The 21,002-nt window shown below is 69.8% G+C and carries 21 protein-coding genes and 1 pseudogene; 14 read left to right on the top strand and 8 right to left on the bottom strand.

Translation table 11 applies throughout. The features are described from left to right. The first annotated feature begins 29 nt into the window (after positions 1-29). The gene (locus ABLG96_RS14020) at positions 30-794 is read left to right on the top strand and encodes a glycerophosphodiester phosphodiesterase family protein (RefSeq protein ID WP_353647984.1); all 765 of its coding nucleotides are present in this window, start codon (positions 30-32) and stop codon (positions 792-794) included. Positions 795-941: 147 nt separating this feature from the next. On the opposite strand, the gene ABLG96_RS14025 is transcribed toward ABLG96_RS14020, so the two are convergent. Together ABLG96_RS14025 and ABLG96_RS14030 are read right to left on the bottom strand one after the other, a co-directional pair. After that, the gene (locus tag ABLG96_RS14025; protein WP_353651510.1) at positions 942-2,210 is read right to left on the bottom strand and encodes a TRAM domain-containing protein; all 1,269 of its coding nucleotides are present in this window, start codon (positions 2,208-2,210) and stop codon (positions 942-944) included. Between the two features lie 32 nt (positions 2,211-2,242). Continuing rightward, positions 2,243-4,231: an APC family permease gene (locus ABLG96_RS14030; RefSeq protein WP_353647985.1), complete on the bottom strand. Its 1,989-nt coding sequence runs from the start codon at positions 4,229-4,231 to the stop codon at positions 2,243-2,245. A 128-nt stretch (positions 4,232-4,359) separates the two neighbouring features. Here ABLG96_RS14030 and ABLG96_RS14035 point away from each other — a divergent pair, with 128 nt between their 5' ends. From ABLG96_RS14035 to ABLG96_RS14050, 4 genes are all read left to right on the top strand, one after another. After that, positions 4,360-5,025, top strand: a complete 666-nt coding sequence (locus ABLG96_RS14035; protein ID WP_353647986.1) for a TrkA family potassium uptake protein — start codon at positions 4,360-4,362, stop codon at positions 5,023-5,025. Then, positions 5,025-5,678, top strand: coding sequence for a TrkA family potassium uptake protein (locus ABLG96_RS14040; RefSeq protein WP_353647987.1), 654 nt, complete (start codon positions 5,025-5,027; stop codon positions 5,676-5,678). Before ABLG96_RS14035 ends, ABLG96_RS14040 begins: the two co-directional genes overlap by 1 nt. Next, the gene (locus ABLG96_RS14045) at positions 5,675-6,670 is read left to right on the top strand and encodes a sigma-70 family RNA polymerase sigma factor (protein WP_353651511.1); all 996 of its coding nucleotides are present in this window, start codon (positions 5,675-5,677) and stop codon (positions 6,668-6,670) included. Before ABLG96_RS14040 ends, ABLG96_RS14045 begins: the two co-directional genes overlap by 4 nt. Before the next feature lie 91 nt (positions 6,671-6,761). Next, positions 6,762-7,328: a dihydrofolate reductase family protein gene (locus ABLG96_RS14050; protein WP_353647988.1), complete on the top strand. Its 567-nt coding sequence runs from the start codon at positions 6,762-6,764 to the stop codon at positions 7,326-7,328. A gap of 56 nt (positions 7,329-7,384) precedes the next feature. On the opposite strand, the gene ABLG96_RS14055 is transcribed toward ABLG96_RS14050, so the two are convergent. From ABLG96_RS14055 to ABLG96_RS14065, 3 genes are all read right to left on the bottom strand, one after another. Further along, on the bottom strand, positions 7,385-8,266 hold the full coding sequence (locus tag ABLG96_RS14055) for a DUF3159 domain-containing protein (RefSeq protein WP_353647989.1): 882 nt from the start codon (positions 8,264-8,266) through the stop codon (positions 7,385-7,387). Further along, positions 8,263-8,643 (bottom strand): OB-fold nucleic acid binding domain-containing protein, encoded by a 381-nt coding sequence (locus ABLG96_RS14060; protein ID WP_353647990.1) that lies wholly within the window; start codon positions 8,641-8,643, stop codon positions 8,263-8,265. Before ABLG96_RS14060 ends, ABLG96_RS14055 begins: the two co-directional genes overlap by 4 nt. A gap of 80 nt (positions 8,644-8,723) precedes the next feature. Then, a complete protein-coding gene (locus ABLG96_RS14065; RefSeq protein ID WP_353647991.1) occupies positions 8,724-9,023 on the bottom strand; it encodes a DUF4193 domain-containing protein in 300 nt (99 codons plus the stop codon). Positions 9,024-9,251: 228 nt separating this feature from the next. Here ABLG96_RS14065 and cei point away from each other — a divergent pair, with 228 nt between their 5' ends. The 6 genes from cei (at position 9,252) to ABLG96_RS14095 (ending at position 15,211) form a co-directional block, all read left to right on the top strand. After that, positions 9,252-10,022, top strand: a complete 771-nt coding sequence (cei, locus tag ABLG96_RS14070; protein WP_353647992.1) for an envelope integrity protein Cei — start codon at positions 9,252-9,254, stop codon at positions 10,020-10,022. A 67-nt stretch (positions 10,023-10,089) separates the two neighbouring features. Continuing rightward, positions 10,090-10,854 carry a polyphosphate--glucose phosphotransferase gene (gene ppgK, locus ABLG96_RS14075; protein ID WP_353647993.1) on the top strand — a complete coding sequence of 255 codons (765 nt, stop codon included), beginning with the start codon at positions 10,090-10,092 and terminating at the stop codon, positions 10,852-10,854. Between the two features lie 201 nt (positions 10,855-11,055). Continuing rightward, positions 11,056-12,447, top strand: a complete 1,392-nt coding sequence (locus ABLG96_RS14080) for an RNA polymerase sigma factor (RefSeq protein ID WP_353647994.1) — start codon at positions 11,056-11,058, stop codon at positions 12,445-12,447. Between the two features lie 88 nt (positions 12,448-12,535). Continuing rightward, entirely contained in the window at positions 12,536-12,835 is a 300-nt protein-coding gene (locus tag ABLG96_RS14085; protein WP_353647995.1) for a DUF6403 family protein, read from the top strand. A gap of 10 nt (positions 12,836-12,845) precedes the next feature. Then, the gene (locus ABLG96_RS14090) at positions 12,846-14,231 is read left to right on the top strand and encodes a hypothetical protein (protein WP_353647996.1); all 1,386 of its coding nucleotides are present in this window, start codon (positions 12,846-12,848) and stop codon (positions 14,229-14,231) included. Then, the gene (locus ABLG96_RS14095) at positions 14,228-15,211 is read left to right on the top strand and encodes a hypothetical protein (protein ID WP_353647997.1); all 984 of its coding nucleotides are present in this window, start codon (positions 14,228-14,230) and stop codon (positions 15,209-15,211) included. Before ABLG96_RS14090 ends, ABLG96_RS14095 begins: the two co-directional genes overlap by 4 nt. Positions 15,212-15,240: 29 nt before the next feature. Here ABLG96_RS14095 and ABLG96_RS14100 read toward each other — a convergent pair whose 3' ends face one another. Beyond that, complete coding sequence (locus ABLG96_RS14100; RefSeq protein WP_353647998.1) at positions 15,241-15,510, bottom strand: hypothetical protein; 270 nt, start codon at positions 15,508-15,510, stop codon at positions 15,241-15,243. A 147-nt stretch (positions 15,511-15,657) separates the two neighbouring features. Between ABLG96_RS14100 and arfB the strand changes: the two genes are divergently transcribed. Together arfB and ABLG96_RS14110 are read left to right on the top strand one after the other, a co-directional pair. Continuing rightward, positions 15,658-16,086, top strand: a complete 429-nt coding sequence (gene arfB, locus ABLG96_RS14105) for an alternative ribosome rescue aminoacyl-tRNA hydrolase ArfB (protein WP_353647999.1) — start codon at positions 15,658-15,660, stop codon at positions 16,084-16,086. Next, positions 16,079-16,645 (top strand): DUF998 domain-containing protein, encoded by a 567-nt coding sequence (locus ABLG96_RS14110; RefSeq protein ID WP_353648000.1) that lies wholly within the window; start codon positions 16,079-16,081, stop codon positions 16,643-16,645. Before arfB ends, ABLG96_RS14110 begins: the two co-directional genes overlap by 8 nt. On the opposite strand, the pseudogene ABLG96_RS14115 reads toward ABLG96_RS14110, so the two are convergent. Both ABLG96_RS14115 and ABLG96_RS14120 read right to left on the bottom strand, forming a co-directional pair. Next, positions 16,635-18,835 (bottom strand): annotated as a pseudogene (locus ABLG96_RS14115) (DUF6351 family protein). The gene ABLG96_RS14110 and the pseudogene ABLG96_RS14115 sit on opposite strands and share 11 nt — an antisense overlap. Positions 18,836-18,896: 61 nt before the next feature. Further along, a complete protein-coding gene (locus ABLG96_RS14120; RefSeq protein ID WP_353648001.1) occupies positions 18,897-19,892 on the bottom strand; it encodes an NAD-dependent epimerase/dehydratase family protein in 996 nt (331 codons plus the stop codon). Positions 19,893-19,992: 100 nt separating this feature from the next. Here ABLG96_RS14120 and ABLG96_RS14125 point away from each other — a divergent pair, with 100 nt between their 5' ends. Further along, positions 19,993-20,976, top strand: coding sequence for an LLM class F420-dependent oxidoreductase (locus ABLG96_RS14125; RefSeq protein ID WP_353648002.1), 984 nt, complete (start codon positions 19,993-19,995; stop codon positions 20,974-20,976). Positions 20,977-21,002: the final 26 nt, after the last annotated feature.

The raw sequence follows: 21,002 nt of genomic DNA on the forward strand, positions 1-21,002 counted from the left end.
GCCCGAACCGCCCTCCTAGAGTGGGATTCATGACCGCATCGCCGCTGCCGCGTGCCACCTCCCGACCCGCTGCCGCCTCCCACCGAGGCGCGTCCCGGGCAGCACCGGAGAACACCATGGAGGCCTTCCGGATCGCCTGGGACGCCGGGGTGCCGTGGACCGAGACCGACACCCAGCCGAGCGTCGACGACGTGCCGGTGCTGATCCATGACGACGATGTGGATCGCACCACCGACGGCACCGGCACCGTGCGTGACTTCCGGGCACTGGATCTGCGCGCGCTGGACGCGGGGGCCTGGTTCGGTGCCGACTTCGCGGGTGCCAGAATTCCCGAGCTGCAGGAGTTCCTGCAGGCGATGCCGGCCGACCACCGGGTGTTCCTGGAGATCAAGGGACCGCACACGCCCGAGCAGCTCGTCGCCACCCTCGACGTGGTGCGCGCCGCCGGGGTGGACGACCGGGTGTTCGTGCAGTCGTTCGAGCGCGAGGCGCTGGCGGCGGTCCAGCAGATCCAGCCGGGCCGACCGCTCGGCCTGCTCACAGCCGAGTGGGACGAGGATCCCGTCGCCGCATGTCGCGCGCTGGGAGCAGTGAGCTATCACCCGCACCACCGGCTGCTGCTGGCCCGGCCAGATCCGTCCGCGGAGGTCGCCGCCCTGCACGCCGCGGGGATGACGGTCGCCGTCTGGACCGCGGACGAGCGCTCGGACTGGGACGCCCTCGCCGCCATCGGGGTCGACGCGATCATGTCGAACGAGCCGATGGCGCTGCTGGAATGGACCCGCGAACGGTGATCGAGCGACCGAGGACCGAGGGAGACGAGGTACCGCTCCATCCATGACCGGTCCCGTCGCGCCCGTCCCCGCTTGCTCCCTGTCCTGAGCGACGAAGGAGTCGAAGGGGACCACCTGAGATTCCCGCTGATCGTCGCTCGACCGCGATCAGGCCGGCAGGAACCGCGCCACGCACTCGACGTGGTGGGTCTGCGGAAAGCAGTCGAAGGCGCGCAGGGTGTCGAGTGAGTACCCGTGCTCGGCCAGGATCGCGGTGTCCCTGGCCAGTGCTGCCGGGTCGCAGGCTACGTAGACGATCGCCGCGGGGGCGCGGGTTGTCATCGCCGCGCAGACCACCCGGCCGGCCCCGGACCGCGGTGGATCCAGGACGATCACGTCCACCGTCCCACCCAGCGGGCCGTCAGCGTCCTCCAGCAGCTGCTCGACCCTGTCGGTGACACCGACGATCCGGGCGAGCCCGTCCAGGTTCTCGGTCGCCAGAGCCGTCGCCGGCGCATCGTTCTCCACCGTCACCACTGTCCCGCTCGGCCCCACCCGGTCGGCGAGCACGGCGCCGAACAGGCCAACTCCCCCGTACAGATCCCAGGCAACCCCACCGGGCGCCAGGAACCCGTCCACCGCGTCGTCGACGGCGCCGGCAAGGGTGTCGGCAGCAGCGGGGTGGACCTGCCAGAAACCGTCACCGCGCACCCGGAAGTCACGTCCCGCAGCGTGTTCGCTGATCGTCGGCACGTCGTCGTGCTTCCACAGCACCAGTGGAGCCGTGCCGGTCGCGACCAGGTTCACCTCCGGCAGCTTCACCCCGCCGCGGTCGCGACCGCGGGTGGCCCCCTGGGCGCGCTCGAGCGCCACCTCCGGTGGAACCCCCAGTGCCGCAGCAGTTTCCGAGAGCCCAGGTGCGGCGATCTCGCACGGTGCCGCGCTGCTCACCGCCACGACATCGTGCGACCGGGTCGCCCGCGGCCCGATCCGTCCGGCCGCGTCCAGCCCCCATCGCACCCGGGTCCGCCAGCCGAACCCGTCGCCGGTGCCGGGCAGTTCCTCCACGGTGACCGGCACGTCCATCCCGGCGAGCCGCCGCAGCTGTTCGGCCACCACGGCCGCCTTCAACTCACGCTGTCGCTGCAGCGTCGCGTGCTGGAAGTCGCAGCCGCCGCAGCCGCCCGGCCCGAAGTGGAAACAGCGCGGGGTGATCCGCGCCTCGTCGGCCCGGTCGATGCGGATGGCATCCGCCCGGAGGAAGCCGTCGTGGCGGGTGTCGGTCAGCCGGACGAGCGCCTGCTCGCCGGGGAGCGCATGACGGACGAAGACGACCCGTCCAGCCCAGCGGGCGACGCAGTGACCGCCGTGCGCGACCGGGCCGATCTCCAACAGGATCTCGTCACCGACCCGCGGGTGCTCGGGATCGGGAGGCACCGTGACGGTCTCCGACGACGGGCCTGCTGCGCTCACCCGAGGTCCTTGCGTCCCGTCTGGTGCAACGGCACCTCCATCGGGACGTCGCGCATCCGCCGCTGCACGGCCTCGGTCGAGCTCATCTGCCACGGCACGCTGGTCACCATGATGCCCGGGGTGAACAGCAGTCGGGTCTTGAGGCGCAAGGCGGACTGGTTGTGCAGCAACTGTTCCCACCAGTGCCCGACCACGTACTCGGGGATGAACACGGTGATCAGGTCACGCGGAGAGTCCTTCCGGACCCGGCGTACGTAGTCGATGATCGGCTTGGTGATCTCGCGGAACGGCGAGTCGATCACCTTGAGCGAGACCGGGATCTGGCGGTCCTCCCACTCCCTGGCGACCTTCGCGGTCTCCTCCGGATCGACGTTGACCATCACCGCTTCGAGGGTGTCGGCCCGGATCGCCCTGGCATAGGCCAGCGCCCGCATCGTGGGCAGGTGCAGCTTGGAGACCAGTACGATGCCGTGGATCCGGCTGGGCAGCACCATGTCGTCCTCGTCGGCAGCCAACTCCCGCGACACCCGGTCGTAGTGCCGCCGGATGGCCTTCATGGTGGCGAACAGGATGCCCATGGCCAGGATCGCGATCCACGCCCCGGCCAGGAACTTCGTCACCAGCACGATCACCAGCACCACGGAGGTGAACGTCAGACCGATCGCATTGATCGTCTGGCTCCGGCGCATCTGGCGGCGGCGCTTCTCGTCCGTGGTCTTGGCGAGCTCGCGGTTCCAGTGCTTGATCATCCCGGCCTGCGAGAGGGTGAAGGAGACGAACACCCCGACGATGTAGAGCTGGATCAGCGCAGTCACGTTGGCCTGGAACGCGATCACCAGGATCAGTGCGATCACCGCCAGGAAGACGATGCCGTTGGAGAACGCGAGCCGATCGCCGCGGGTCCGCAGCTGGCGGGGCAGGTAACTGTCCTGCGCGAGGATCGAGGCGAGCACCGGGAACCCGTTGAACGCGGTGTTGCAGGCCAGGATCAGGATCAGGCCGGTCGCGATGGAGACGACGTAGAAGGCGATCGGGAAGCCGGAGAACACGGTCTGCGCGACCTGGGCGATCAGCGTCTTCTGGTAGTACCCCTCGGGTGCGCCGATCAGCAGGCCGCCCTGCTCGACGATGTGCACGTTGGTCACCATGGCCAGGAACACCAGCCCACCGAACATGGTGACGGCGATCAGCCCCATCAGGGCCAGCGTGGTGGCGGCGTTCTTGGACTTCGGCTTCTTGAACGCCGGCACCCCGTTGGAGATCGCCTCGACCCCGGTGAGCGCTGCCGAACCGGAGGAGAAGGACCGCATCAGCAGGAAGATCAGCGCCAGCCCCGACAGTGAGTGCGTGACCGGGATCTGGAAATCGGCGGTCTCCGCCCGCATCTCGCTGCCGAAGACGTACCGGCCGATCCCGGTACCGATCATCACCACCATCGAGACCACGAACAGGTACACCGGAATGGCGAAGGCCAGGCCTGATTCCCGCACACCACGCAGGTTCGCGGTCGCCACCAGGGCGATGATGATGATGGAGAACAGCACCGGGTGGTCGCCGACGACCTTCACCGCTGAGCCGATGTTGGCCACCCCGGACGCCGTCGAGACGGCGACGGTCAGGATGTAGTCGACCGACAGTGCACTGGCGACCAGCAGGCCGGCCGTCGGACCGAGGTTGGTGGTGGCGACCTCGTAGTCGCCGCCACCGCTGGGATAGGCGTGCACGTTCTGCCGGTAGGACGCGACGACCACGAGCATGACAACGCACACCAAGATCGCCAGCCAGGGCGCGAACACGTACGCGCCGACGCCGGCGACGGCCAGCGTGGCGAACACTTCCTGGGGCGCGTAGGCAACGCTCGACATCGCGTCGGAGGCGAACACCGGCAGCGCGATCCGCTTCGGGAGCAGCGTGTTCCCGAGCTTGTCGCTCCGGAACGGTCGACCGACGAGCAGCCGCTTGGCCACATAGGTCATCTTGGACACCGCTCACCTCCCACCGGCGGAAGGATACGCACACCCGGTGACGATCGGACACCGCAGGCGCCGGTACACGGTCCGCTGCTGCCTCAGGTCACCAGCACCCCCGCAACCGGTAACGCTAGGGTGCACGGGTGCACATCGTCATCATGGGTTGCGGCCGGGTCGGCTCGGCTCTTGCCAAGGCACTCCACCGGGCCGGTCACTCCGTGGCAGTCATCGACCGGGACGAGACGGCGTTCCGCCGGCTCGGGGTCGATTTCTCCGGCCAGCAGGTGCTCGGGATGGGCTTTGATCGCGACACCCTGATGCGCGCCAGGATCCGCGAGGCGCACGCCTTCGCCGCAGTGTCCTCCGGAGACAACTCGAACATCATCGCCGCCAGGGTCGCCCGCGAGCAGTTCGGTGTCGACAACGTGGTGGCCCGCATCTACGACCCGAAACGTGCTCAGGTCTACGAGCGACTCGGCATCCCCACCGTCGCCACCGTTCCCTGGACGACGGACCGGTTGCTGCGGGCGATCCTGCCCGACGGGCTGATCTCGGAATGGCGTGACCCGTCCGGCACCGGAACCATCATCAACCTGCCCTACCACCAGGCCTGGGCGGGCCGTCCGCTGCAGGAGCTCGAGGAGCTCTGCACCGTGCGGGTGGCGTTCGTCATCCGGTACGGGAGTTGTCTGCTGCCCACCGCGGACACCATCGTCCAGGAAGGCGACCTGGTGTACGCGGGAGCCGTCGCCGGCGGAATCAAGACGATCGCCGCTGCCGCTGCTGCTTCACCGGAGGAGGAGCACTGATGCGTGTTGCCATCGCAGGGGCCGGATCCGTGGGTCGATCCATCGGGGCGGAACTGGTCGAGAACGGCCACCAGGTGATGCTGATCGACCGCAGCCCCGAGGCGATGAAGCCGGAGCGCATCCCGAACGCCGAATGGGTGCTCGCCGACGCCTGCGAGGTGTCCTCCCTGGAGGACGCCGGCCTGCAGACCTGCGACGTGGTGATCGCCTGCACCGGCGACGACAAGGTCAACCTGGTGCTGTCGCTGCTGGCCAAGACCGAGTTCGCCGTCAACCGCGTCGTCGGCAGGGTCAACGACCCCCGCAACGAATGGCTGTTCACCGACGCCTGGGGGGTTGACGTCGCCGTCTCGACGCCACGCATCCTGGCCGCCCTCGTCGAGGAAGCGGTGACGGTCGGCGACCTGGTGCGGCTGTTCACCCTCCGCCAGGGGCAGGCCAACCTGGTCGAGGTCACGCTGCCGCCGCACACCACCATGGCCGGACGACCGGTCCGCGACCTCAACCTCCCCCGCGACGCTGCCTTGGTGACGATCCTGCGCGGCGGGCGCGTCATCGTGCCGTCCCCCGACGAGCCGATCGAGCCGGGTGACGAGCTGCTGTTCGTGGCCTCCCCCGAGGTCGAGGACCTGGTCCGCCGCGCCGTCAGCTGACATCCCCGGCCCCGGCGGAGGAAGACATGACACAGACGACACAGCAGTCGCTGGCCGAGGAGTTCCGCACCGAGCTCGTCGGCTTCTGCTACCGCTTCCTCGGTTCGTGGTCGGAGGCCGAGGACGCCGTCCAGGAGACGATGCTGCGCGCCTGGCAGCGGGCCGACAGCTTCCAGGGCCGATCGTCCCTGCGCACCTGGGTGTACCGGATCGCCACGAACATCTGCCTGGATCTGGTCAAGGCCCCGCAGCGCCGCGCGCTGCCGGTGGATCTGACGGCGGCCGGTCAGGCGCCGGACGACCCGACGACCCTACGAACGCTGCCGGAGAGCACCTGGATCTCGCCGTTCGCCGACCACCGACTGCCGATCCCCGCAGACCCGGCCGCCGTCGCGGAGCAGCGCGATTCGGTGCGGCTCGCCTTCATCGCCGCCCTGCAGACGCTGCCGCCGAAGCAGCGCGCAGTGCTGATCCTGCGGGACGTGCTCGACTGGTCGGCCGCCGAGTGCGCCGAGCTGCTCCGGCTCAGCGTGGCGTCGGTGAACTCGGCGCTGGCCAGGTCGCGGGCCTCGTGCGCTGCTGCCGACCGGACGCGGGCGCTGCCGACGCCGACAGAGGAGGCCGATCTCCGCCTGCTCAGCTCCTACCTGGCGGCCTTCGAGCGCTACGACATCGACGCGCTCATTGCACTGCTCACCCAGGACGCGGAGTTCTCGATGCCGCCGTACCTGCTGTGGATGCACGGCACCGATGCGATCCGCGCCTGGTGGGACGGTCCCGGCCGGATCTGCGAGGGGTCACGCTGTCTCATCACCCGGGCGAACGGCCGTCCGGCGATGGCGGTGTACCACGCGGTGGCCGCCGACCGCTGGGCGCCGTTCGCCATCCATGTTCTCGACGTGCGTGATGGTGCGATCAGCGCGATCACCCACTTCATGGACACCACCGCCTTCGCCCAGTTCGGGTTGCCTCCGGAGCTCGGCCGCGAATGAAGTGGGACCCTCCCCGGCCGGCACCGATCAGTTCCGCCGATCCGCGTCGTCAACCTCCTTGACAGCATCGCCCGCCACGAGAGGACACACCATGAGCCGCACCGTCAACGCCCACCTGTTCGCCAGCATCAACGGCGTCGTCGAGGACCCGAACCTGTGGCAGTTCGATGCCTTCGGTGCCGAAGAAGGCGCGCTGATGAACAGCGGGATCGCCGACGTCACCGACATCGTGATCGGCGCCGAACTCTGGCGCCAGTGGTCGGGCTACTGGCCAGACCAGAACGACGACTTCGGGGCGTTCATCAACCCGGTCCGCAAACACGTGATCGCCACGACCCTCGCCGACCGCGCTGCCGACGGCGGGCTGGGCTGGAACTCCACGCTGGTCACCGGCAATCCGATCGAGTACGTCACCGCGCTCAAGTCCAACGGCGAAACCGGCCGGATCTCGGTCGTCGGCGGGATCACCACCACGCGTTCGTTGTTCGTCGGCGGGGTGATCGACGCCCTCACGCTGACGGTGCACCCGGTCGCGGCCGGAGCCGGGCGCAGGCTGTTCGACGAGTCGGTGCCGACCACCCGCCTGCAGCTGCTGGAGCACCAGATCACCCCGATGGGCAACGCGGTCCTCACCTACGGTCTGCGCGCGGCCGCCTGACCACCAGCGCGTCCCGGGATCGAGCTCCCAGCAGGTGCTCGGTCCTGGGACCCGGTTCAGTCGGTGCCCTGCTCCGCCTGCTTGGCGGCCGCCTTGCGTTCCTGCTGCTCGGCGGCGATCCGATAGCGCTCCTTGAAGGTGAGCGGCGCGCTCTTCGGCTGGGTCGCGCGCTTGTGCTTGACCTCGTCCCATTGCTGGCGGAGGGTCTTGCCGGAGCCGGCGGTCACGATCAGCACGGTCCCGATGATCACCAGGACGAACAGCGGGTAGCCCATCGCGATCCGGGTGAACGCGAGCCAGCCGACCTGGTCGGAGTCGTACAGCCAGCGCTGCACGACGAATCGCGCAACGCACACCAGCACCCACAGCGCGGTCGCACAGTCGTAGCGCCGCACCATCTTCCGGTCCTGCCGCCATGCGTTGCCGCGGCCGTTCAGGTTCTCCCAGATGACGCCGATCAGCGGCCACCGGATGAGGATCGAGATCAACAGCACGACGCCGTACACGACGAACATCCAGATGCCGAAGGCGAAGAAACCCTTTGCCTCCCCGGACCGGCCGGCGATGAAGGCGGCGATCCCGACGCCGAACAGTCCGCCGACGGCTTGACTGATCGGTTCGTGCCGGATCAATCGGATGACGGCGATGAGCACACCGGCCGCCAGGGCACCGATGATGGCCGGGGTCAGTCCGGCGATCGCGTTGATGATGACGAACGCGATCACCGGCACGGCGGAGTCGATCATCCCGCCGATGCCGCCCATCTGTTCCCAGGCGGACGGCATGCGCGCGGCGCTGTCGGCTTCCGCCGGTGGGCCGGCCGCCGCTGCGGTGGCACCGGCCGGTTCAGCGATGTGCTGGGGATCGGCCTGCGGCGGAACAGCGGACAACCTGTCCGTGCGGGCCTCGGCCGGGCCGGGACCGTCGGGTGCGCTCACTGACTGGAAGGGAGGAGCTCGTACTCGGGGTTGTACATGACCTTCTCGCCGCCGCGGAAGCCGATCCGGCCACGCACCTTGATCGTGCGGCCGGGCTCGACGCCACGGATCGAGCGTCGGCCGACCCAGATGAGTTGGACGGCATCGGTGCCGTCGTACAACTCGGCGGTCAACGACTGCAGGGCATCAGCCGGTCGAAGGTCGACGCACCGCAGCCGACCCAGCAGGGCGACCTTCTCGCCCTGACGACAGGAGCCGGCAGCACAAGCTTCCGGGTTCGCCGCCACTTCCGAGCTCAACGTCTCGGCCTCGGCCTCGTCGGGGTCCGTGGTCAGGCGCTTGAACCAGGAACCCATCTTCGTCGTCACTGTGCTCACGCCTCCCACGGTAATCCAGATCGACCGCTCCGGTGGTCCGGACGGAACGAGCTCGCGCCCGAACCACCTTCACGTACTGCTCAGGCGCAGTCGACGCAGACCATCCGGCCGCCCTTCTCGGACGACAGGCGGCTGCGATGCTGCACCAGGAAACACACCGAGCAGGTGAACTCGTCAGCCTGCTTCGGAATCACTTTCACGGTGAGTTCTTCACCCGAGAGATCGGCGCCGGGCAGTTCGAACGACTCGGCGGTATCACCTTCGTCCACGTCCACCACAGAGGACTGAGCCTCGTTGCGTCGGGCCTTCAGCTCCTCGAGCGAATCCTCACCGACCTCGTCCGACTCGTTGCGACGCGGTGCGTCGTAATCGGTTGCCATCGGTCCTTACCCACTTCCATCTCGTCTGCGTTCCTGGGTCGTCGTCGCCGGTGCCAACGCGCAGGCAGCCACTTTTGTGCCCGCACCGCCGAGTGACCCGCGACGCACTCATCTGCTCGGGCGGCAGCACCATAGCCGATGCAGCGCTCGGGGGGAATACCGGGGCGTCAACACGCTGCCCGACGTTGCTCTGCGTGTTCCCGGCCGGACAACCTCTACCCTGTCAGCGTGACGACCGACCCGACAGCCGACCGCTATCGTCGCCGTCGACGCTGGCCGATCCTGACGGTGCTCGGGGTGCTGTTCCTCGGCGGTGGGTACATCTGGTTCCAGGCGCTGAAGCCCGAACCGTCCCTCGGCACCGGATGCAACACACCGGGCGCCGCGCCGGTCAGCACCTCCCAGTCCGCCCGCTCGAGCGCCGCGACCGGCCGCCCGCCCTCCGGCGGGTCTGGCTCCTCCGCCCGCAGCAGCGCGTCGCGCTCCAGCGCAGCGCCCAGGACCACCACCACCTCGCTGGGCGCGTTCACCGACAAGAACACCCTGGCGCAGGTCCGACCGGCGGCTCCCGACGCGTTCACCCTCAACGTCCTCAACGCCTCGCAGCAGCACGGCCTGGCGAAGACGCTGTCCGACGAGCTCCGCACGTTGGGCTTCGACCAGATCGGCGAGGTGACCAACGACCCGCTGTACCCGGCCAACGACCTGCGCTGCGTGGGCGAGATCCGGTACGGCAACGCGGGAGTGGCCTCGGCCAGGACCGCGCTGATGCTCATGCCGTGCGCCCAGCTGGTCGTCGACAACCGGGTCGACGAGTCGGTGGATGTGGCCATCGGCGATCTCTACACCTTCGACTCGACGCCGGATGCAGTGAAGGCCCAGCTCGCGGCGATCGGCGACGCGGCAGCTCCCCCACCGGTGTTCGACGGCCGCACCGTGCAGCTGTCGCGGTCGGCGCTGTCCATCCCGCCGCTGCCCTCCGCGGTGTGCCCGTCCTAGTCTCTAGTCCTGCTGACCGTCTCCAGTCCTGCTGACCGCCGACCCCTGACCACAGAACAGAGGAACCATGTCTCCTGCCGCACCTGATCGCGCCTTCGGCATCGACATCGGCGGCACCGGCATCAAGGGCGGCATCGTCTCCCTCGCCACCGGTGAGCTGATCGGAGATCGCTTCCGCATCGACACCCCGCAGCCGGCGACCCCGAAGGCCGTGACGAAGACCGCCGGTCAGGTGGCCGCACACTTCGACTACCGCGGCCCGGTGGGCATCACGTTCCCGGGTGTCGTCAAGCACGGCACCGTGCTCACCGCCGCCAACGTCGACCCCGGCTGGGTCGGTGAGTCCCTGGTCGACCTCACCACCCCGGTGATGCCCGGCGCCGTGACCGTGCTGAACGACGCCGACGCCGCCGGTCTGGCGGAGGCCCGCTTCGGTGCCGGCCGCGGACGCGACGGACTGGTCGTGATGGTGACCTTCGGGACCGGCATCGGTACCGCGCTGGTCCACGACGGTGTCCTGATCCCGAATGCCGAGCTGGGTCACATCGAGGTGCACGGGGAGGACGCCGAGCACCGCGCCGCAGCCTCCGCCAAGGACCGCAAGGGCCTGTCGTGGGAGCAGTGGGCCGAGCGGGCCGACGAGTACCTGCAGAAGCTCGAGGCCCTGCTGTCTCCCGAGTTGTTCATCGTGGGCGGTGGCGTCTCCAAGAAGGCCGACAAGTGGGTACCGCGACTGCACCTGAAGACCGAACTGGTGGTCGCCCAGATGCTCAACAACGCCGGCATCGCCGGCGCGGCCCTCGCTGCGGTCGAGGGCATCGAGAAGTCCTGACCCGAGGTCTGCCCGCGGCTACAACCCCCGCGGTCGACGACGGACGAGCGTTACCACAACGCACTGACCGCGGCTACAATGAATGAGTCGCCGACTCCCGGCCCACTCCCAGTCCTCGAGGATCCGCATGGATCCCGACCGTGGCGTGCGTCGGATCAGGTCGGAAATCGAACCAGAACATCAGGATGTGAAAGGTCACCAGTGGCTGGCGCAGCGAGTACTTCCTCAACCGCATCCGGAGCAACGACCGGCACGGGCCGTAAGCGGACGACCAAGGCTGCGGCCGACCCCGCGCTGAAGGCTGTCCCGGACGGCACGACGGCCACCGACGTGGCAGCCACGGCGGAGTCCGCCGTCGCACCCCCCAAGACCGCCCCCAAGCGCACAGCAGCGAAGAAGCCGGCGACCCCGCGCAAGACCACGGCGAAGAGCAAGGCGGCCACCAAGACCGCGACCGATGCGCCCGCCGACGGCGCAGCCGGCCCCGAGGCCGCAGCCCTGGCCGAGGGTGAGGAGGCGGACATCGACGGCGAGAGCACCCCCACCGTCGACGCCGCCGGGAAGCCCGTGGTCAAAGCCGAGCCCGCCTCGGGCGAGTACACCTGGGACGAGGACGAGGAGGAGGAGGAGTCCGAGGCGCTCAAGCAGGCCCGCAAGGATGCCGAGCTCACCGCCTCCGCCGACTCGGTCCGCGCCTATCTCAAGCAGATCGGCAAGGTCGCACTCCTCAACGCCGAGGAAGAGGTCGACCTGGCCAAACGCATCGAGGCCGGGCTCTACTCCGTCGAGATGATGAAGCGGGCCAAGGACTCCAGCAAGGGCATCGACGCCCAGCTCGAGCGGGACCTGCGCTGGGTCCGCCGCGACGGCGATCGGGCCAAGAACCACCTGCTGGAAGCCAACCTGCGCCTCGTCGTCTCACTGGCCAAGCGGTACACGGGCCGCGGCATGGCGTTCTTGGACCTCATCCAGGAGGGCAACCTCGGCCTGATCCGCGCGGTCGAGAAGTTCGACTACACCAAGGGCTACAAGTTCTCCACGTACGCCACCTGGTGGATCCGTCAGGCAATCACCCGCGCGATGGCCGACCAGGCGCGCACCATCCGGATCCCGGTGCACATGGTCGAGGTCATCAACAAGCTCGGCCGTATCCAGCGCGAACTGCTGCAGGACCTGGGCCGCGAGCCCACGCCCGAGGAGCTCGCCAAGGAGATGGACATCACGCCGGACAAGGTGCTGGAGATCCAGCAGTACGCCCGGGAGCCGATCAGCCTCGACCAGACGATCGGCGACGAGGGCGACAGCCAGCTCGGCGACTTCATCGAGGACTCGGAGGCTGTCGTCGCGGTCGACGCGGTCTCCTTCACCCTCCTGCAGGACCAGCTCCAGTCGGTGCTGCAGACCCTGTCCGAGCGGGAGGCGGGTGTCGTCCGGCTGCGCTTCGGGCTCACCGACGGCCAGCCGCGGACGCTCGACGAGATCGGGCAGGTCTACGGCGTGACCCGCGAGCGGATCCGGCAGATCGAGTCCAAGACGATGAGCAAGCTGCGCCACCCGTCGCGGTCGCAGGTCCTGCGCGACTACCTCGAGTAGACACCACCCCGACGACCGTCCGTGCCCCCGACCCGTATCCGGTCGGGGGCACGTCCGACCCGAGGCACGGAGCGACCTGGGGGATCCGATGTGGTGGTTCTGGCTGGGTGGCGTCGTGGTGTTGCTCAGCGCCGGACTGACCACCGGCTGGGTGCTCACCAGGCGACGCACGGAGCTGCGATCGCGGGTGCGCTGGACGCAGGCCCTTACCGCGGTCGAGACCGCCCAGATCTCCCGGGATGCAGCGGGACCACAGCCGGACACCGACGCGCTGCTGGCGCGCGCCGAGGAACTCATCACCCATCACGGCGGGGTTTCGGCCGCGACGACCGTGCTGGAGCTCGCCGGCGAAGCAGACCGTCGCTACCGCGCCGGGACACAGCGATGAGCGTCACCGGATGAGCTCCGGCTCTCGGTCGGCGAGGCTACGCCCGGAGCGACCGGAGGTCGTCCGCTGGCTGCTGGCGGTCCTGGCCGTCGTTGCGGCAGTGGTGTTCGTGGCCGTCCAGGGTCGTTCCTCGGACGCCCGCTACGAGCTGAACGCCGCGTCCAGCCGACTGACCCCCACCGAGACCCCGACCGTCTCCCTGCCGTCCCCCGAAGAACTCACGAACCAGCTGCGACGGCACAGCAGGGTGCGTCTCCCCGGCGCCTCCGCCTGGTTCGACGAGAAGCAGGTACGTGCGGCCATCGGCAACGACGACATCCGCATCCTGGTGGCGCCCATCGGGCTGACCTCCGACCAGAGCCGAATGCTGTACGAGCTCGACCCGTTCGACGAGGACGCAACCGGGGTGCACGAGGTCATCCGGATCGAGGGCACCGCGGTCAAAGGCGGCGGCTACTCCTCACTGGCCGACGATCTGCCCGGCTGGCAGCGCCAGTTCGCCCAGGGCGACATCACCGGGCCGCTGCTCGCGTTGGTCGCCGCGCTCCGCGACGCTCCCACGCCGGCCGATCCGCAGGCCGCCGCCGTCCGTGCACCGACGGCGGCGGAGCTCGCCCCGGTGCTGGCCGCCGTGCGCTCGAGCGGTGTCCATCTGGATCCGGCGGCTGGGGTCACGGAGGTCCCGGCCACGGCCGGCACGGCGTTCCCGGACAGCCGACCGATCATTGCCACCTTCCCGCGATCGACGCCTGGCGCACCACTCGTGGACTGGGCGACCGCTCTGTCGGCGGCGTTCCCGGATCGGCCGGTGGTGACGTTGACCGGTCTGTGGGTCGACTACCGCGGCCCGGACGCCGACCAGTTCGCCGAGATCGCCTCGGCGTCCTACTACGGCCAGTACCGGACCGTGCTGGCCGAGCGGGTGCTCCCGACGCAGGGGGTGCTGCGGACCTTCCTGGCCCGCATCGCCGAATTGCGCCTGTCGGGCATCTTCGGCCGTGCGCTGCCGGCGCCGTCCTTCGATCCGTTGTCGGTCACGCTGCCGGCGCTGCCGATCGTCTTTGCCGGCTGCGCAGCCGGGTTCCTGGTGCTCTCGGTCCGGCAGCTGCGCCGCCGGCCGCTGTTCCTCATCCCGCCCGCCGGCCGCGCCCGCCTGGCGGGTCTGTCCAGCCTGCTCATCGAAACCTCCGGCCTCGCAGACCGCCGCGCTGACGCACCACTCGCCCGGGCCGCGGCGGCGTTGCGTGCGGCAGGCTCCGCAATCACGGAACGCGGGCTGCAGGCGGAGGTGCGCACACAGTTGGACGCGGCGTCCGCCGAACTGGACACGGTCGCCGAACTGTTGGGCCGCAAGGACTACCGGCCCACGGAGTACGTCCGGGAGTGGGCGCGGTGAACGCGCGCAAGGATCGTCGGCGCGGCACATCCGCGGCCGCGCTGCGACTGCGCCGCCGGGCGGCCTCGGCAACCGGCGACCCGTACGCAACCGTCGCCCGTCCCGAGCCGTCGGTGCGCCGCTGGGTGATCGGGATCGTCGTCGCGCTGCTGGCGGTCAGTGGCTGGGCCCTGGTCACCGGTGGGGTTTTCGACAGTCCGGTCGCCCACACCGTGCGGTCGGCTTCGATCTGGTCGGATCCGGCGGTCGGACTGGACGATGCCGCCGCACGGCAGGTGATCGGCGACCGTCGACTCGTCATCGTCGTACGCGCGGCGAACGCCACCCCGGGCGCCCGCGACGCCTGCCGCGATCTCGACGCGGCCGCCGAGGGCACCGTGGTGGTCATCCTGACAGCGGAGGCGGACGACTGGGCCACCTACGGCTGCCAGTACCTGTTCGATCAGGACGACGACCTCGGCCGCGCCGCGGTCATCGAGGAGCGCGTCAGCACCGGGGTCGGCGCATTCCCGGGCCGTCCGCTCGATGCGGTGAGGACCATCGTGGTCAACTACGACCTGCTGGTCGCCTTCGACCGGATCCCGGGTGATGCCCGTACCTTTCGGCCGTCGCTGCCCCGCTACGTGTTGGCCGGCGCTGCCCTGGCTGCCGTGGTGCTCGGCGCCCTCGGGATCTGGTGGGCCGCCCGCCGAGCTGGTCGATCGCTCGGCGCGACCGCGGCGACCGATCAGGTGGACTCCGACCATCGCGCCGTGCTCTCCACGGCCATGACGGCCATCGCCCACGCGCTGCTCCGGTTGGACTCCCGTCCGGGCGCGGAGCCGGCGAATCGCGACGAGCTCTTCCAGGAGTACCTGGGGATCACCGGTCGCATCGCCGAGCTCGATCGGCTGACCGGTGACGATCACCGGGACCAACTGGATCGCGTCCTCCGCGACGCCGATGCTCTGCTGGACGACGTCAGTGCTGCGGTGCGTTGACCGCAGCACCTGCACCTGCACCGCGCTCGTCACACACCGCCGGTGCTCGACCCGTCTGCAGTGCCCGGCCGAGGTGCGCGCCTGCGCTCCGGCGGCGGCGGCACCTGCTTCGCAGCGACGATGGCGCTCAGGTCGATCGTCACCGGGCCGCGACGCGTCTCGACGGCGCAGCGATGTTCGTCGCGACTGAGCAACACACCCAGCGCATCGGTCGCCGAGCCACCGGGGCTCACCAGGTACCGGATGACGACCCGCATCCCCGGCGCCAACCCAGCGGGGAGGTGCCCGGGCATCGTCATCGGTCGAGGCTACGTGGCAGCGCGTTCGCCGGTTCCAGTTTCTCGCTGACGAAACGGGCAACTGCTGGCGAGGAGCGCGTCCTTCGAGCCAGCAACAGCACGTAACACCAGCGACGGCCGGGGCCACCTGCGGGCAGACTCGACGTCATGGCCCAGGATCTGATCGTGCTTCCTCGGTGGGTGATTCCCGCCGGCGAGCTGCGCGAACGGTTTTCCCGCAGTTCAGGGCCGGGCGGGCAGGGCGTGAACACCGCGGACTCCCGGGTCGAGCTCTCCTTCGACCTTGCCGGGTCGTCCTCGGTGCCGGCGGACCTCAGGGATCGGGTGCTGGCCAGGATGGCCGGCCGACTCGTGGACGGCGTGCTCACGATTGCTGCCAGTGAGCACCGGGCCCAGCTGTCCAACCGTGATGCGGCCCGGCGTCGTCTGGTGAGCGCGCTCCGGACGGCGGCAGCTCCGCCGCCGCGGGCCCGCCGCCCGACCCGGCCAACTCGCGGCTCCCAGGAACGCCGGATCGCGGCGAAGAAACGCCGCGGGCAGGTCAAGCGCGGCCGGGGTGATGTCTCTGATGGCTGAGCCGCGGTCCTGGCGGGTAGCCGCTGCGGCAACGGCACCGGTGGCCCTGATCGGCGGCGGCGAATGGGCTGCGGCCGTCCAACCCGACGGCTACAGCAGGGCCCGCGACTCGATCAGCGCCCTCGCAGCCCAGGGCGCCTCGGACCGCTGGATCATGACCACGGCGCTCTCTCTGGTCGGGATCTCCTACCTGCTGACGGCCATCGGCCTGACCGGGGCACGCACGAGCGGACGGTGGCTGCTTGCCCTCGGCGGAGCCGCAACGGTGCTCGTGGCCGCCTCCCCGCAGCCTCATCCGCTGCACGTCCCGGCGGCCGGCATCGCCTTCGTCGCGCTGGCGCTGTGGCCGGTCGCGTCCCGCCTGCCCACCGGTTGGACGGCGGCTGCAGTCAGTGCCGTGACCGCTGCGCTGCTGGGCTGGTTCGCCCTGCAGCTGGGCGGCACCTGGCTCGGAGCGACCGAGCGGGCAGTCGCCTGGACGGAGGCGTGCTGGCCGGTGGTGTGCGTCCTGGTCATCCGGGCGGCGCGCACCCCCGACTCCGGCACCGTCAGCCGATGAAGACCGGCCAGGCCGTCGGTACCGCGCCGGTCTGACCGACACCGGGTCGTTGCCAGTCGCAGACCCCCTGCGGGAACGTCTGTTGCAGGGTGCGCCACTGTCCGGCGGTGAAACGCACCACCCGGTAGTCGCGCGGATCCAGCCGTTTCGTCGTGCAGGCGATGACGTCGTTGGCCAGGGGGCCGCCGGCCACCATCCGGGGCGAAGGCCAGACCGGGTAGAGCGTGTTGCACCGGGTGTTGTCGATGCCGGGCACCTGACGCTCGGCGATCTTCCGGCCGTCCGCCGTCCAGCAGGCATCGGCGACGGAGCGCGCCTTCGTGGCCACCACCAGGCGGTGCGACGGCAGTGCGGTGCCGCCTGTCGGATCGATCCGGTCGATGCGGCCGGCCCAGGAGTCCAACTCGGTGATCGCGGCCCGGAACTGCGGGTTGACCGTTCCGAACCCGCCCGCGCCTCGCGGTTGGGTCCACATGACGTGGTTGCCGGCGTCGCCGTTCGCGTCCACCAGTCGCTGCCGGAACGAGAACGAGTGGAAGCGCAGGTGGATGTCACCGTTCGGCAGGTCGTCGGTGTACTCGCGCAGCTCGATGATCGGCACGCTCCCCAGCCGCCGGCCGTTGACCAGCTGACCGGTGCGGTAGGACGTGTCGATCGCCGAGCGGTCGGCGACGGTTCGCTGTGCGACGACGCCTCCGTCCCGGTCGAAGCCACCGATCCCTGCGTTGAGTGCCACGAACTCGGCGGCGGTGATCTGCCCACGGTTCAGCGCGTCGAGACCGTACTGGATCCCGACGTTCTCCAAGGGCCGCAGCGGAAGTCTCCCGTTCGAGCCGGGCACGGAGCCGAAGATGCCTCGCTGGTGGCTGTACACATCGCACCGGGCACCGGCCGGGTTGCTGACGGGGTCGTAGCGCTGCGCCACCGGCAGTTCGGTCGGGCAGTACACCCGGGGGTCGATCCGACGGCCGCCCTCACCGAGGTTCGTGATCGTCCCGGCCCGCCCGAACCCGCTCACCGCGCGCCGCTGGGCATCGGCCCATTCCGGATGAGCGGCGAAGTAGACCTGCAGCAACCGGCGTCGGTGATGGTGTGCAGGGTGGCGAAATCGACCTCGGGGAACACGCAGCCGGCCAGGATGCCGTCGAGCAGACCCGGATAATTGTCGGCGATGGCAAACACCTGGTACGAGCCGCCCGAGCAGCCGATCCCGATCGTGGACCGAGGCACACCGATCGTCTCGACGACGTGTTCCTTGGTCATCGCCATGGTCTCGGCTGCCGTCACCGGCTGACAGTTGTTGCCGAAGACGTTCAGCGTGCTGGAGACGACGGCGTAGCCCTGGCCCAGCATCCAGTCGTCGGCGACACCGCCGGTCGAGGCGCCCTGGGTGTACCACCCGCCGGGGCAGCCGCCGCCGAAGGTGTAGAGCATCCGCCCGTTCCACCCGCTCGGGCCGGTGAACACATCGACGGAGCGCGATCCGTCGTCCAGCACGGCGAACTCGTAGATCGACCGGTTGATCACACCGGTCTCGACCCGCACGACGTACGGCACGATCCGACCGGTGGAGGTGGTCGTGGTGGCGAGGTCGGTGGGACGGGAATGCCTGTCGGACAACGGTTTCAGCGTGCGATCGGCATTCGAGCGGTAGACGTACTCGACCTTGGTCTGCAGTGTGCAGGAGGCGTCCAGCGGTGCCCCCAAGGTGGTCCCGGCGAGCGTGGTGAAGCTCTGGGTGCGACACACGAACGGTTGTTCCTGGGGCCCGGAGAACATCGGTCCGGTCCGCGGGAAGTTGGTGATCTCGAGTCGCGCGGCCTGTCGGTGGGAGCCGGGAACCGCTGCGGTGACGAGGTTCTGGCCGACCTCCAGGGAATCGACGACGCCGATCCAGCGGGACCCCTGCCGTTGGAAGCCCGCGCTGACGTCGCTGGAGCCGATGCGGACCGTCGGCCGGCGATCGCCTGCACCGTCGAGGGCGAGCAGTGCGTTGCCGTCGGACACCCGATCGGCACGGGGCGACGACAGCACCGAGAGCTCGAGCGGGCGGTCGTGGGAGGCGGCCATCGATGCTCCGGCCGAGGCTGCGGTCGGTACGGCCAGCACCACGCCGAGTACTCCCAGCACTCCCAGCCGCCAGCCACGAGTGCGGTGAACGGGGGCCCGGCGCGACAACGGTGTCTCCATGTCCCGATGACAACACAGGACCCCGACAGCCGCCCGCCGAGCGACCCTGGTCAGGACCTGATCACCCGAATGCGGCGAGCAACTCGTCCTCCCGTACCCGGCTGAGGCCGGAACGACGGTCCCGGTCCACCCCCCGCTCGCGCTCGTCGGCCAGCGTGTCGCGGATGGTGTCGATCAGCGGTCGCCGGGTGAATCCGGCCGCGGCAGCTGCCGCCGACGGCCGCATCGTGGCCAGCGCATGTCCCGGCGGCAGCCAGAGCGGCAGCGACCCCGGCCGCGCCCAGTACTGGACGCCGGCCTCGACCAACTTCTCGACCCCGACGGTGACGACCTCTCCGCGATGACCGGCGGCGCTCCGGGACAGCTCGACCATCTCGCCGAGAGTGCTGGGGATGCCGGTGACGTCGAAGACGCCGGCAGCCCTCGCCAGCCCGGCGGTCAACGAGAACGCTGCGATGTCCCGGACGTCGACGACCTGCACCGGCTGCTCGGTGACATCGGGGACCAGCACGGGCAGGTCGACGCCGCCGGGGCGCACCGCCCGCGCGAAGGCCGCCGGCCAGTATCCGAGCCGGTCGGAACCGTCCCCCGGTCCGCCGATGAGACCCGCCCGCAGGATGCTCACCGGAACGTCGACGTCGGCGAAGGCGTTCTCGCAGGCCACCTTTCCCGCGCCGTACTGCTCGTCGGTGACGATGTCGTCCTCGGCCGCGGCCAGCAGCGGGTCACTCTCATCGCCGCTCAGATGGTCGCTGTCCGCGTACACCGAGCCGGTGGACACGAAGACCCAGTGCGCACCGATGCTGCCGAGCGAGGCCAGCGCCGAACGGACCTGGCCGGGCTGCTGGGCCACATCGACGATCAGGTCGAAGGCGCCGCCGCGGACCCCGCCGTATGCATCCGGCGCGGTGCGATCAGCGCGGAGCTCGCTGACACCCGCCGGGAACGAGCCGCTGCCCCGCGCGAGGCAGGTGACGTCATGACCGGCGGCCACCGCCTGCCGGGCCACTTCGGCCGACAGCCAGGCGGTCCCACCCAGGACGAGAACTGTGCTCATCGCCCCACTCCACCGCAGCGGAGCAGGCAGGGCAAGCCTCTCCGCCGTGAGCGGATCCGGCCTTGACTTCGAGTGCACTCACACCCCTAGCGTCGAGGACATGAGCATCCGACTCGGCTACCAGATCCCGAACTTCAGCTACCCCGGCGGCGATACCGCCGCGATCTTCCCGACCGTTGTCGCACAAGCGCGCGAGGCCGAGGCGGGCGGCTTCGACACCGTGCTGCTGATGGACCACTTCTACCAACTCCCCGGGATCGGCGCGCCCGAGGAACCGATGATGGAGGCGTACACGACGCTCGGAGCGCTGGCCGCCTCCACGAAGAGCATCCAGCTGTCCACGTTGGTCACCGGCAACACCTACCGGAATCCGGCCATGCTGGCCAAGACCGCCAGCACGCTGGACGTGATCAGCAACGGACGCGCGGTGCTGGCCATCGGCGCCGGCTGGTACGAGCTGGAGCACCAGCAGATGGGCTACGAGTTCGGCACCTTCACCGACCGGTTCGAGCGCCTCGACGAGAGCCTGCAGATCATCGAGCCGATGCTGCGGGGCCGGCACCCGGAGCTAGACGGGAAGTGGTACTCCGCACACGGCACGCTGAACAACCCGCGGGTGCGGGACAGCCTGCCGATCATGCTGGGCGGTAGCGGCGAGAAGAAGACCTTCGGTCTGGCCGCACGGTTCGCCGACCATCTCAACATCATCTGCGACGCCTCCGAACTGCCCCGCAAGCTGGACGCCGTCAAGCAGCGCTGCACGGAGGTCGACCGGGATCCGGCCACCCTGGAGACCTCGTTCCTGGCGTTCGGGATGATCGCCGACACCCACGAGCAGGCGGACGCGCTGGTCAGGGACCACCTACGGTCCAGCGGCGCCGATCCGGACACCATGGACGACGACGCGTTCGCCGCGGCCACCGACCGGATCTTCTACGGAACGGGTGAAGAGGTCGCCGAGAAGCTCCAGCATCGGGTGCTGGACACCGGGGTCGACGGGATCATCATCAACCTGGTCCGTACCGGTCATCTGCCCGGTGCTGTCGAGCAGGCGGGCGAGGCGCTGGCGCCCCTGGTGCGCTGAGCGTTGCGAACCTGGGCGGCCTACGC

Origin of the sequence: Nakamurella sp. A5-74, from assembly GCF_040438885.1 — a bacterium.
Classification (GTDB): domain Bacteria; phylum Actinomycetota; class Actinomycetes; order Mycobacteriales; family Nakamurellaceae; genus Nakamurella.